Origin of the sequence: uncultured Lactobacillus sp. (assembly GCF_947367085.1) — a bacterium.
In the GTDB taxonomy this organism is placed as follows: domain Bacteria; phylum Bacillota; class Bacilli; order Lactobacillales; family Lactobacillaceae; genus Lactobacillus.
Map to the genome: position 1 here is coordinate 1 of NZ_CANBCP010000016.1, position 13,525 is coordinate 13,525.

Genomic DNA, 13,525 nt, shown 5'->3' on the forward strand with positions numbered 1-13,525 from the left:
ATTCGGTTAGAAGAAAACAAAATCAAAGAAAAAGAACCAAGCTACTCTGAGGTAGCTTGATTCTCATTCAATTACTCCTCATCAACAGGATTTGACAAAGAGCCAAAAAAAGACGCCACTTACGTGACGTCTAAGCGCTAATTCAAAATTAGCCCAATTTTTCTTCCAATGAAGCATCTTCGTCTGCTGCAAACAATGGACTTTCTTCAGTGTTAGTAAGACGATCATTAAGCATAGCGTCGTGAACTTGTGCTTCTAAGACGTTAACCATTTGATCTTGGCTGAAGTCAACCATTTGATTAATTTGCAAAGCAGCAATACCAGTTGCTGAAACCCAGTTGGTGATTACGATGTGACGAATACGTTCATTTGAGAATTCAGATGCATCGAATTGTTGTTTGAACTTATCGATTCCCAAATCCATCAAAGTATCCGAAATCATTTGACTTCCAAACTTACCATCTACAAACATTGCACGGAACAAACCAACGTGTTCTTTAGCAAAGTAAATATAAGACAAGTCAAGGTCAATCAATGGATCACCAGTAAAGTTTTGTTGCAAAGTATTGTTTCTGAGCTCATCAGTGATTCTCTTTAATACTTGCGTACGTAAATCAGTCATGTTTGCAAATTCCAAATAAATTGGTTGAGTTGAACAATGTACTGCCTTCGCAATATTTCTTGCAGTTAAGCTTTCAATTCCATCACGAACTGCTAACTTATAAGCTGCATCTAAGATCTTTTGCTTGTCAATCTCTTTTTTTCTAGCCACTTTTATCACCTCACTGTGTGAAATAGAAGATTATCCAGAAATAACGCCAAAAAATTACCCAACAGGTGTTATTTCTTTCATAGCTAATATTATACCAAAAAATAACAAAAGTATAGAGGTAAGTTTTAAAATTGGATTTTTTTATAAACGCTTAAACAAACTTGAACCATCATCACCAGTAAATTGGTCATAATGAGAGTTTACCATTTCAATAACTTCTTGTTTATCTAAGCCCTGACTTGCAGCAAAAGCAAAAAATGCCGCAGACAAAATATAGCCTTTTTCACGATCATCAACTAAATTATCAGAAAATTCCATATCGATAGTATGGTTTTCGTAATCAGTACTTAACTTAATTTCTTTATTTTCAGGTATATCTGCCATAAGAACACCTCATCTTATTTTATTTTTTCTTAATAGTTATACAATATTAATTATATTACATCATTAGAAAGAGTGAAACTTATGCCAACAAAAATTGGTCGTTCATCCTGTACCTCAATCCTAGTAGGTAAAAACGCTACGATTGATGGAAGTGTCATTATCGGTCGTAATGAAGATGCAAAAACCGCATGGCCCAAGCACCTTGCTTTTAATGAGCATAAATTAATTGAAAAAAATCATTTTAATTCCAAAGATAATAAGTTTGAGATGGATTTACCTAAGGAAGTATTTGCTTACTCAAGTACGCCAGAATGGACTGATAAGTATGGCGTTTTTGAAGAAGACGGCATCAACGAATTCCACGTTGCTATGAGCGCAACTGAAAGTGCTTATGCTAATGATCGCGTTCAAAGTTTTGATCCATTTGAAACTGAACACGGCATCTTAGAAGAAGCAATGGTAAGCGTCGTTTTACCTTATATTAAGTCAGCTCGTCAAGGTGTAAAAAGACTGGGAGAAATTGTCGAAAAACATGGCGCAGCCGAAGCTGATGGCATTTTATTTGCGGATCAAGATGAAGCTTGGTATATGGAAATTGGTTCGGGCCACCACTGGGTAGCTCAAAGAATCCCTGATGATTCTTATGCAGTAGTTGCCAATCAACTTGCAATTCAAGTAATTGATTTTGACAAGCCAAGTAACTTTTTATATTCACAAGGTATTCAGGATTTCGTTTACTCTAATCATCTTTGGCCTAAAAATAAGCCTTTTAATTTCAGAGAAATTTTTGGCACCCATGACGATTCTGATTTAGCTTACAACACACCTCGTGTTTGGAGTGGACAAAAATTATTAACACCATCTATTGAGCAAGATCCAGAAAGTTTTGATTTACCTTTTATACAAAAAGCTGATCGTCCCATTTCAATTCAAGATGCCCAACGTGTTTTAAGTGATCACTATAACGGCACACCTTACGATTTAACCAATCCTAAGAATAAAAACCAAGCTACCTATCGTCCAATTACTGTTGCTACTACCCAAGAATCCCACTTACTCCAGCTCAACGGCAGAGACATGATTCATTGGCTAGCAATGGGAATTGCAGCTCAAAGCGTTTATATTCCATTTTATCCACAAGGCACTAAAGTTCCAACCATGTTTAAATATGGAAAAGAGACCTACTCTTCAAATTCTGCATATTGGGTATTTAAGCTCGCCAGCGTCTTAGTTGATCGCTCCTGGAATAAATACGCAACTTATTTAAATAATACGCAAAAAGATACTAATTTAGCTTTGAACAAAATTAGAACTAAGTATGACGCATTACTTGCTAAAGAAAATGACGTCAATAAAAAGCAGGAACTAGTAAATAAAGCTAACAAAGAATTAGCTGATACCGCAGTTAAGAATTATCAAGCTTTAAATGCTAAATTAATTACACTTCAAACTGCTGATTCACCACTTCGATTTAAAATGGATCCAAATCTATAAAAATAAGGCACCTAACTAGATGAAGTTAGATGCCTTTTGTGTAGCCTTGATTACTTTAAGCTCTTTTTCACGATCTCTTCGATCCTATATCAGTACACGAAAAGTCACGTTTTTTATTTAGAATAAGAAAAAAAGCATCTTCACAGATGCCAATTTTCTTATTCAATTTTACATATAGTGCAAATTACCCCAGTCGTTTTTAGGCTCTAAATGAACAATTGTCTGACAATTTGGACATGTATTTTTACCAAATTTTGCATCATAAATTGCATTGCACTTAGGACATTTGAACTTAAATTTCAGTTCTGACAACAATTTTTTAATATGGAGTTCTGAGTCAGCCATTTTTATACTTCCTTCCTTGATTAACGGATTGCTTTTGTAGTTTCCTTATCAAAGAAGTGTGCCTTGTTAACATCAAAGCCCATCTCAACTTTGTCTCCAGGTTTATGATAGTCTCTTGCGTTAACAATTGCGACAAATTCGGTCCCATCAACTTTTTGGTAAAGTTGAATAGTTGAACCCAAAAGTTCTGAAACAACTACTTCTGACTTAACAACAGCATTTGGCCAAGTTTCCAAGAAGGCTTGTTCAGAGTGAATGTCTTCTGGACGAATACCAAAGACAATATCTTTATCTCCATAGCCTTTTTCTTCAAGCATCTTAGCTTTACCTTCCGGAATTTCGATATTCAAGCCTTTACCATCAGAAATGCGACCATCTTTATAGTGAACATTGAAGAAGTTCATTTGAGGAGAACCAATAAATCCGGCAACAAACATATTTACTGGTTCATTATAGACTTCAAGCGGTGTACCAATTTGTTCAACTTTACCAACTGACATTACGACCACTCTATCAGCTAAAGTCATCGCCTCAGTCTGGTCGTGAGTAACATAAATTGTAGTAGTACCTAAATCTTGATGCAATTTTGCAATTTCAGCACGCATAACAACACGTAACTTAGCATCCAAGTTAGAAAGTGGTTCGTCCATCAAGAAGATCGGAGCATCACGCACAATTGCACGTCCTAAAGCAACACGCTGACGTTGACCACCTGACAGTTCGGATGGCTTTTTATCAAGATAATCTTGTAATCCTAAAATATCAGCTGCTCTTTTTACACGTTTTTCAATATCTTCTTTACTATAGTGCCGAAGCTTTAAACCAAATGCCATGTTATCGTAAATTGTCATGTGTGGATACAAAGCGTAGTTCTGGAATACCATGGCAATATTACGATCTTTAGGGGCAACGTCATTCATTACTTTGTGGTCAATTTTCAAAGTTCCTTCTGAAATATCTTCCAAACCAGCAATCATTCTTAAAGTGGTTGATTTACCACATCCAGATGGACCAACAAAGACGATGAATTCCTTATTTTTAATGTGTAAATCAAAATCGTTAACAGAATATTTATCGTTACCAGCATATTTTTTATAAATATGATTTAAATCAACTTCTACCATTTTCGTACCTCTAGTGTTTCTATTTCTCTTACATAATTAGCATAGCCGAAAATTGTAAGCGCTTTTACTAAAAAGTGACGAAATATGGACGTGATTTTTGTCACTTTATACAAAAATCAAATAGCAAAATACCAAATCATCCATTTGATGTAAGTTTAGATGATATTTTTGCATAAATTTCTCAATTCGATATTCCAAAGTATTGCGATGAACAAACATATTTTTGGCTGCTTGGGTAACGTTACCGCCGACTTTATATAAATTAACAACTAGCTCTTTACTATCATCTTGATTATTAAAGAGTTGACGGAAAGTATGCAAAATCACGCTGTCTTTCTTATTAAACTGCGTATAAAACGATAATGCCGCTTGAGGGATTGTCATTACCTTACTCTGCCAAGAAATCGAGTCATTAATCTTTTCTTCTTCCATAAAAATAGCTGGAAGCTCAGCTTTCTTATCCCATACTAATCCCACTAACAAATGTGTTGTAGTCAAAAAATCGCTATCCATCGTTGTTAAAATACCGTTAAGCTCTTCTTGACTCAAATGACACTGCTCATCAATTACAACCACATTTTCTGGATTTTGCCAAAAATAAGCTACTCGACTACCAAAAAAAGATAGCAATTGATCTTGCCACTGCTTGCGCTCTTCCTTATTTAACTTTTTAACTTGAAAATATAAAAAGCGTAAGTGGCTATTTACTTTCGGCTGAGACTTTTGTCCATTCAAATATAATTGCCAACTAGAAAGCTTATGGTGAATTTTTTTCGTTTCTAAAAGTTGCCAAATTGTTTTTTCTCTTTGAGTTAACGTTTCCTTCGGCAGGTATGCATCCCCATCTTCTAATCGCAAAGCATAAGCATCTTGCGTGGGATTTTTTTGTAATTGCGGAAACAATTCTTGTAATTCTTCAAATTTCATTTTGTTAGCCTAATGCTTCTTAATCATACGTTTATATTCGCTAGGAGCCATTTGAGTTTGCTTTTTAAATACTCTAAAAAAGTAATTTGCATTTTGATATCCACATTCTAAAGCAATATCGTTGATATCTTTATCTGTTGAACGCATTAACTCAATCGACTTAGAAATTCGATAATGATTTAAAAACTGAGCAAAACTCACCTCAGTATTCTTCTTAAATAAGGCTCCTAAATATACTGGACTCAAGTGTAACTCACTAGCAACTTGAATCAAAGTCAGGGGTTCTTGATAACGATGTCTAATAATCTTAACAACCGAGTTAATTGGTTCGGGATAAATTTGTTCATTTTTACGATAATTTGCATAAAAATCCGTCAATAAATCGCAAACCTTGTTTAAAGACGGAGTATGTTCGATCTTAGCAACAGCATCGGTAATGTTAGCATCCACTAATTGATTAGTCCCATAAATTGCCATCAAAACCAGCCGAGCATAATATTTTGCATCTTCAATTGCATTACAATGCAGACGCAATTGCTCAAGATCTTTATTAATTTTTTCATGAAAAGTCGTGATAGGCATATCTTCAAAATCAAGATCATTGCTCATAGATGCCACATCTAATGCCTTTTTAGCATAAGAAAAATCGTTCAAACTAGTTACCTGATTACTTGGTCCATAAAAATGAAACCATGCTAGATACTTTTCAAGTAATGCGGCTACAGCAGCGATTTCCTCTTCTCCAATTTTCTTGCTAATCAAAGCTGTCAAATGATGCTGGCGCATTTTATTGGCAAATAAGCGTAATTGCTCATCATCCGCCTCAAAAATGATATAGGCGTCATTATTACTAAAATATGTGCCAATTACATGATCTTGATCAATCAAAATATCTTTTAATTCTTGCCCAGCATCTAAAACTGCAATTACATAATATTGATGTGTATCAACATCTAGCTCTCCAATTGAATTGCGGCCATTAAGGACATCTTTGATCCTCATACTTTTTGCCATTTGTGAGTTCTCTTTACGCCGCTTAGCCCGATCAATCACGCCTTTTGTCTTCTCAATTACTTCTTCCAGTTCGTCAGGATCAACAGGCTTATTCAAATAATCAATGACTCCTTGTTCAAGACTAATTTTAGCGTATTCAAAATCATTGTAGCCTGATAGAACAATAATTTGAATATCAGATTGCAATTTTTTCACCATTGGTAAAAACTTGGTACCCTCAAGTTCGTCCATATTCATATCTGAAATCAAAATATCAACATTGTGATTTTTGAGATATTCCAAAGCCTGTAGCGGGCTTCGCTCTTCATTTACAATCTTGACATTCAAATTTTCCCAATCGATGATCTTACTCATACCTCTGAGAATCATATATTCGTCATCAACAATCATTAAAGAATACATATTTATCCCCTAAATTTCGTAATCAAATGACAACCTCACAGTGATGCCCCCGTAAGGATTGTTGCTAATTTTCATTGCAAAATTCTTCGTGTAGTTTTTCATTCTTGCATAGACATTTTGTAAGCCGATTGATTTATCACTAACAATTGGCTGTTTTATCTTTTCATTTAGCTTAGATAATTCTGCTTTACTTAATTGCCTACCGTTGTCAATCACTTCAATTACAACACGGTTGTTTTTTAGATAAGCTTTTACTTCTAGAGCGTTGGTATTTTGAGCAAAATTAACACCATGGACAAAATAATTCTCAACTAGCGGCTGCAGTGAAAACTTAGGTAATTTAACCTGCTCTAACTCTTTAGGTATTACAATTTGATAAGCAAGTTTGTCTGGGAAGCGAACTTGGTATAAATAAACATAATTGCCTACAAGTTTAGCTTCTTTTTTCAAGGTAGTCTGGACTTGTGAACTTACATTACTTCTCAAAAGAGCTGCAAAATTATAAACCACTTTAGCTAAGTCACTCGCTCCAATATCTAACGCTGACATCCGAATATATTCTAAAGTGTTGGCCATAAAGTGTGGACTAATTTGGGCCTGCAGAGCCTTCATATGAGCTTCTTGCTGGGCAATTCTAAGTTTATAAATCGTATTAATGTTGTTGTTAATTTCATCAAGCATATGATTGATGCTATCAGACAAAATAGTCAAGTCTTCAAACCGCGAATCAGTAGTATCAATGCTAGCTTCAGCATCATTTTCACTAACAGCATGTATAGTTGAAATAATTAAATTCAATTGCTTACGATAATGGTTAAAAATTGCCATGAAACTAGCAAACAAGGCGAGTAAAACGATGGCTGCGATCGCTAGAATTACAGATATTCTGCGCATCATAATTTCTTTCATCGCTTGATTATCAAAGACAACCAACACTTTATATTGATTATCAACAGTTCTTACCGTTCCTAAAAATCCTGGAATTTCACTCAAATGCTTTCTATCAATTGCCTTTTTAACCAATTTTCTTTCTTTTGTAGAAACTCCATTATCGAAATATTGAAACACTGGTCGATCATCATCCGTCAATGCCCAAACCTGCATATGTCGATTATCTTCAAGCTGCGATAAGCTCTGCTTTAAAGCCGAATTATTAAATTTAGTTCCAACAATTCCAACAACATTTTCTTGTTGAGGATTAATTATGGAGCTATAGAGCATATCATCAATATTATTTTTCTTAATATTAACTACGTTGCCACTTGTGTTTTCAATAGTAGCTTTAAAGGCATTATTGCTATCAATCATTCTGACTTGTAATTCAGTTAAGTTAGAGTTTTTAATAAAAAAATCCTTACTTGTGTACGGCCAATTAAAATAAGGTTGATGACTTAACGTATATTGAGCATATTGACTGGGATTATTTTTTAAATATTCTTCGATATTATTTATACGTTCAGTATTTTCAGAAATATAATCTGCAATATATCTCGTAATTAAAGTATTCTTTTGTAATTCAATGGATACTCGATTTGCAGCGCTACTTTGTATTTGCGCATTTTCACTGTTGAAATTATTAATCGTTGTGGCTGTATAAACTGCTGCAGCTAAAATAATAATTCCAGAAAAAATTGCAACAAATAACTTCATTAGCTTGTGAAGAGAAAGATTCTTCATCATTCGGCCTCAAGTTGATCTGTAATCGTATCAATCCATTTTTTAGAAGAAAAAACTGCCCAGAAGATAGTTGTTGAAATAGTTAAAAAGAGCAAAAAGCCTGGCCAAAATCTGGTTAAAGCTCCAATTACTAATAAACCAGCCAAAAACTTTAATAGGTCTTTGAAGTCAGAAAAGAATTCGACAAAGGCTAGTTTAACTGAATTTTTAAATTCAACATCAAAAGTACTTTCTATTATCAAAGTATAGATACCCACAACTGCGATTACCACCATCACAAAAACAAGTAAAAAGATAATTGGTAGCATCCACATAGTCTTTATTTGAGAAGTTAGATAGAGATCATAAAACAAAAAGAGCTCAAATGCAAAAAAGACATAAAAATGACCATTCGCAGTCCAAAAATACTTTTTATACAGCTGCCACATCTCCTGAAAATGATAATTGTGGTATTCAAACTTATGGTTTAAGAACTCTTCTGTAATCGTTCTTAAGGCAGGTCCTGTACCTAATATAAAAAGCCCTATTAGTGAAAATAACCAAAAGGCTAGATTCAATATCATCAAAACATAGATTGCTATGAAAGCTCTTTGCGTCATTTTTCCTAGCATTTTGCCTGCTCCTTTTCTATATGCTTATCCTATACGACTTCATACTATCACAAAAATCGCTCGATCTTATAATAGGTCGGGCGATTCAAAAGGGGGATAAATATATTTAAATTATTACTTATTCTTAGCTAAGAAAGAATCATATTGCTTTTGAAGAGCTGCTTGAACTCTATCGTATCCAGCATTCTTCAACTCTTTATCCATCTTCTTAATTGTTGGATCTGGATCAGCAGTACCAGTATTTAAGATATCAAGATACTTACTCATAACATTAGAACAGTTAGTAATTTCAGTCTTATATTTAGTTACATCTGGAGTGAATCCAAGTCCTTTAGAGTCTTTAGCATCCTTAATATTTTGCTTACGTTGTTCAATTTGCTTTTGAGTAATAGTATTTTGAGTATAAAGCAAGTCGTTATTACCCATCATCCAAGCAGCAATGAATGTACCAGGCTTGTATTGATCAGTAGTCTTGATCTTGCCTTGAGCTTTATTAGTAAAGTTCCATTGAGTTCCTTGAATACCCCAAACAATGTTATTGAGCAAAGTCTTATCAGTATTTAACATGTTAAGAACTTGCATAGCTTCTTTCTTGTGTTTGGAAGTCTTAGAAATAGTCCAAATAGCAACTTGTGCTTGAGCTTCACTCTTGTAAGGCTTAGTAATTGGGTAAGTTACCATCTTCTTACCACCAGCTGCGTTTTCAAGAGCAGTGTCACCATAATCGAAAGGTCCTTGGGTTTCTTGACGAGTGAACCAAGTATTTTCGTTCAAGTTATATTGAGTGCTTGAAGTTGCGGCATCCTTAGGAATGTAACCTTCCTTGTAGTAGTGGTGTAAAGTATTCAAGATAGACTTCATTTCTTCAGTATCATAAGCGTTAAACACTTTATTGCTCTTGCCTGATGAATCAATTGCAAATGGAAGACCATTGCCCAGTGGGAATTCCATTGAAGCTGGACTTGCTTTGAATCCTTGTCCAATAGCAAAAGCAGCTACGCCCTTGTTCTTAGCGTGGAATTCTTTCAAAGCCGGCTCCATGTCAGCGTAAGACTTTACATCACCTGGTTTAATATTATACTTGTCCAAAAATGCTTGGTTGAAAGTAATACCATTTGTGGCATAAACATTACCATTTACTGGGAAACCATAAATCTTACCATTTACAGTAACACCTTTCCAGTAAGCTGGATCAACCTTGTTGTAGGCGCCTTTAGCATACTTCTTGATTAAAGGTGTCATATCTTCATAAGCACCTTTTTGTGCGTTAGAAGCATAATTTTGAGCAAAGGCCAAATCGTAGTCATCGCCAGAAGTTACCATAACGTTGTACTTTTTTTCGTAATCGCCCCACCCAATAAACTTCATTGAAAGTTCAATATTTGGATGCTTCTTTTGAATTTCCTTATTAGCCTTATTAATTAATTGTGTATAGTTCTTAGGTTTATCACCTGGCATATACATTGAAACAACAATCTTACCATCACTTGCGCCTTTATTACCGCATCCGGTTAATAAAGTGGTTAATCCAACTAATGCAGCAGCACCAGTTAAAAATTTAGCCCATTTTTTCATTACATAAACCTCCTAGATAAGCTTATCCTTTAACTCCACCGATTGTCATACCCTTAACAAAGTACTTTTGGAAGAATGGGTATGTTAATGCAATTGGCAGTGTAGCCACAACAACGATCGCAAATCTCATCCCTTCACTAGGAAGAGTTTGACCAGCTGCCAATGCTGAACCACCAGCAGAAATTGTCTGACTCATATATTGAATATTGTTAGAAATTTGAACTAGCAAATATTGCAATGGAATCATCTTAGTGTTGGTCATATAAAGCATTGCATTAAACCAATCGTTCCAATAGCTTAAGCAAGTAAACAAACTTATTGTTGCAATACCTGGAATTGCCATTGGTACAACAATATCCGTGAAAATTTTAATCTCACCAGCCCCATCTACTCTTGCGGATTCAAGAATAGCTTCTGGAATTGATGTCTTAAAGAACGTTCTCATTATTAAAACGTTATAAACACCGAAACACGCTGGTAAAATCAAAGCCCAAACATTGTCTTTTAAGCCCAACATTTGAGTAACGACCAAATATGTTGGAACCATTCCTGGTGTAAAAAGCATTGAAACTAAAGCAAAAATTGTAAAAAATCTTGCAAATGCAAAGTCGCGTCTAGAAATAGCATATGCATAAGTTGAACTAAACAAGCTATTCATTAAAGTACCAATTACAGTAACAAAGATTGATACTCCAAAACTTTCTAGGACTTGACCTCCCATTCTTCCTAAATATTCATAACTAGCAAATGTCCAATGCTTTGGCCAGAATTGATAGCCATAAGTAGTAATATCGCTTTCCTTGGTTAAAGAAAGAACGATGATAAAGAAGAACGGCAAAACACAACTTAAAGCTAAGATTGCAAGTAGAATGTTGAAAAATATATTTGGTCCTTTGCTGAAGCTTCTAATATCAACAGCACTAATATGCTTCTTTTTTCTCATTCAACTCGCCTCCTAGAATAAAGCTGCATCTGGTTGCTTCTTACGAACAATCATGTTGGTGATAATGATTAATAGCATTCCGACAACAGACTGGAGCAAACCTGCGGCAGTCGACATTCCGATATCATTGGTCGTTGTCAGTGCACGATAAATGTAAGTATCAAACGTCTGAGAAACATTGATTAATGTTCCGGAATTTCGTGGAATTAAGTAGAACAAACCAAAATCACTTCTAAAAATCCCACCGATGTTTAAAATCAACATCAAAGTTGCAACCGGTAAAATTGCTGGGAGCGTTACATTCTTGATTTGCTCCCACTTATTTGCTCCGTCGATCATAGCAGCTTCATAGTACTCTGGATTAATTCCCATTGCCGTCGCAAAGTACAAGATACTGTTATAACCAATTCCTTTCCAAACTCCTAAGAAGATTAACAAGCCAGGCCATACAGATGGTGTGTTGTAAAAGTCTATCGGCTTTCCTCCCATGGATTGAATAATGTGGTTAATGATCCCTTTATCTGGGCTCAGGAATGCATAGATGAAGAATGCTAACACAGCCCAAGATAAGAAGTAAGGAAACAGCATTGAAGTTTGATAAACTTTCAAAAGTTTTCTGTTTCTTAATTGACTCATTACAATACCAAAAAAGATGGCAAAGAAGAAGTTTAAGAATAAGAATGCTAAGTTGTAACCTAAGGTGTTTCTTAAAACGATCCAGAAGTCTGCTGACTTAAAGAAGAACTCAAAGTTCTGAAAGCCAACCCATGGACTATGAAACAAACTATAAATAAAGCCTTGATCAGAATACTGAAAGTTCTGAAACGCAACCACATTGGCTAAAACCGGAATGTAGAAGAAGATAATCAGAAATAATGTTCCCGGAGCTACCAACAATAGGTATACTCGATTATCTTTCAGCTTCTGCCAAAAGCTTTTTTTCTTTTTAACCATATCACCAACCTCCTTTCCTTACATTCTTTATTATGATTGCGCTTTCACAATAAAAGAATTAATAAACTTGATTAAAATCTGCACAAATTAAAGATTTCTTGTTTTATATAGAAAAAAGATAACTTTGTGAGCTACCTTTTTAAATTGCTACTAATATGCGGATTTTGAACTTCTTGGCTAAACTAGATGCTGCTAAAATTAATACTTATTTCTTTAATCTGTACACATTCATTTCCAAATTAAAGATCTACACAAACTAAATATCGGTTAGTGATTATGTATTTTGAAAATTATTTGTCTTTTGTATCATTTCATCTAAAAAATCGTCATCTAGTGGACTTTGTTTATTGGAACGTGTATTGACTGGCGGATAATTTATCATAATATCTGGTTTTATTGGATCACTATCAAATTCATCCTTACCGTTAATTTTTATTGGTGTTTTGATCCAAGCGATTGGAATGATTGCACTACTTTTTTTACTTTTACCAAAAGATAAGCCTCCATTGGCACTAATGTCGCCTACAGTTGAATGACCAACAATTACTACATTAGGATTTTTCTTTAAAGCTAATAATGTAAATTCTGCCGCACTAGCCGTACGTTCATTAGTGATGACATAGACTTTTTTAGAATTTAAGCGATGAGCCAAAATTGAAACAGCTAGCGAATTATTCGACCCTTTAATTTTTATAGATCGCTCTTTTAAAAACACTTTAGTCTTTTGGTTATCTTTCGTTATTTCTGTCCATAACAAGCCATTAGGTATAAAATCACTGGTCGCACCGATCATTTCATAGGGGTCCCCACCAAAATTGTTGGCCAGATTAAATATTATTGGCTGAGTAGACGGCACTTCTTTAATTAAATCTTGAGCTTTTTTGATATATTGAGCACTTGCCGACTTATATTTTTTGCTAGTTAAAGATGTATCAGGAAAAGTTGATGGGAGATTAATAATTTTTAAGTTATGCTTTTTATCAACATACATTGTCGGACTTGCTTGCCAGCTTTGTAAACCACTTTTAGATATAGAAGCATGGTGATTAGCTATTTTTACTGCTTTGTCTAGTTCATCATAAGATGTGATTTCTTCACCATTGTTCGTGTCTTTTAAGACTTTATTCCATGCTTTCTTATCCTCAATTAGGCCGTACTTATTGACATACTTAATCACTTGGCTAGCTTCAATTGGATCTGTCTCATTTTTACCTTGTTTAGGAGACTGACATCCCTGCAAGATGAAAAAGGTAAAAATCATTATTAAAGCAGTCAAACACCTCTTTTTTGTAATCATTACTTT

The 13,525-nt window shown here is 34.6% G+C and carries 13 protein-coding genes; 1 reads left to right on the top strand and 12 read right to left on the bottom strand.

The window, feature by feature from the left end:
* Nucleotides 1-148 precede the first annotated feature (148 nt).
* Together Q0Y70_RS04195 and Q0Y70_RS04200 are read right to left on the bottom strand one after the other, a co-directional pair.
* The gene (locus Q0Y70_RS04195; protein WP_297817117.1) at nucleotides 149-772 is read right to left on the bottom strand and encodes a TetR/AcrR family transcriptional regulator; all 624 of its coding nucleotides are present in this window, start codon (nucleotides 770-772) and stop codon (nucleotides 149-151) included.
* Nucleotides 773-913: 141 nt separating this feature from the next.
* On the bottom strand, nucleotides 914-1,156 hold the full coding sequence (locus Q0Y70_RS04200; protein WP_297817120.1) for a hypothetical protein: 243 nt from the start codon (nucleotides 1,154-1,156) through the stop codon (nucleotides 914-916).
* 81 nt (nucleotides 1,157-1,237) lie between these two features.
* On the opposite strand from Q0Y70_RS04200, the gene Q0Y70_RS04205 reads away from it, so the two are divergent.
* The gene (locus Q0Y70_RS04205) at nucleotides 1,238-2,650 is read left to right on the top strand and encodes a C69 family dipeptidase (protein WP_297817123.1); all 1,413 of its coding nucleotides are present in this window, start codon (nucleotides 1,238-1,240) and stop codon (nucleotides 2,648-2,650) included.
* A 168-nt stretch (nucleotides 2,651-2,818) separates the two neighbouring features.
* On the opposite strand, the gene Q0Y70_RS04210 is transcribed toward Q0Y70_RS04205, so the two are convergent.
* The 10 genes from Q0Y70_RS04210 to Q0Y70_RS04255 form a co-directional block, all read right to left on the bottom strand.
* On the bottom strand, nucleotides 2,819-2,995 hold the full coding sequence (locus Q0Y70_RS04210; protein ID WP_297817126.1) for a hypothetical protein: 177 nt from the start codon (nucleotides 2,993-2,995) through the stop codon (nucleotides 2,819-2,821).
* Between the two features lie 20 nt (nucleotides 2,996-3,015).
* Nucleotides 3,016-4,119, bottom strand: coding sequence for an ABC transporter ATP-binding protein (locus Q0Y70_RS04215; protein WP_297817129.1), 1,104 nt, complete (start codon nucleotides 4,117-4,119; stop codon nucleotides 3,016-3,018).
* 105 nt (nucleotides 4,120-4,224) lie between these two features.
* A complete protein-coding gene (locus Q0Y70_RS04220) occupies nucleotides 4,225-5,046 on the bottom strand; it encodes a helix-turn-helix domain-containing protein (RefSeq protein ID WP_297817132.1) in 822 nt (273 codons plus the stop codon).
* A 9-nt stretch (nucleotides 5,047-5,055) separates the two neighbouring features.
* The gene (locus tag Q0Y70_RS04225) at nucleotides 5,056-6,462 is read right to left on the bottom strand and encodes a response regulator (protein WP_297817135.1); all 1,407 of its coding nucleotides are present in this window, start codon (nucleotides 6,460-6,462) and stop codon (nucleotides 5,056-5,058) included.
* 9 nt (nucleotides 6,463-6,471) lie between these two features.
* Nucleotides 6,472-8,139, bottom strand: coding sequence for a sensor histidine kinase (locus tag Q0Y70_RS04230; RefSeq protein WP_297817138.1), 1,668 nt, complete (start codon nucleotides 8,137-8,139; stop codon nucleotides 6,472-6,474).
* A complete protein-coding gene (locus Q0Y70_RS04235; protein WP_297817141.1) occupies nucleotides 8,139-8,750 on the bottom strand; it encodes a YesL family protein in 612 nt (203 codons plus the stop codon). The genes Q0Y70_RS04230 and Q0Y70_RS04235 overlap by 1 nt, the downstream gene beginning before the upstream one ends.
* A gap of 114 nt (nucleotides 8,751-8,864) precedes the next feature.
* Nucleotides 8,865-10,325 carry an ABC transporter substrate-binding protein gene (locus Q0Y70_RS04240; RefSeq protein ID WP_297817144.1) on the bottom strand — a complete coding sequence of 487 codons (1,461 nt, stop codon included), beginning with the start codon at nucleotides 10,323-10,325 and terminating at the stop codon, nucleotides 8,865-8,867.
* A gap of 22 nt (nucleotides 10,326-10,347) precedes the next feature.
* Complete coding sequence (locus Q0Y70_RS04245; RefSeq protein ID WP_297817148.1) at nucleotides 10,348-11,268, bottom strand: carbohydrate ABC transporter permease; 921 nt, start codon at nucleotides 11,266-11,268, stop codon at nucleotides 10,348-10,350.
* A 12-nt stretch (nucleotides 11,269-11,280) separates the two neighbouring features.
* Nucleotides 11,281-12,222, bottom strand: a complete 942-nt coding sequence (locus Q0Y70_RS04250; RefSeq protein WP_297817151.1) for a sugar ABC transporter permease — start codon at nucleotides 12,220-12,222, stop codon at nucleotides 11,281-11,283.
* A 274-nt stretch (nucleotides 12,223-12,496) separates the two neighbouring features.
* Nucleotides 12,497-13,519 (bottom strand): S41 family peptidase, encoded by a 1,023-nt coding sequence (locus tag Q0Y70_RS04255; RefSeq protein WP_297817154.1) that lies wholly within the window; start codon nucleotides 13,517-13,519, stop codon nucleotides 12,497-12,499.
* Nucleotides 13,520-13,525: the final 6 nt, after the last annotated feature.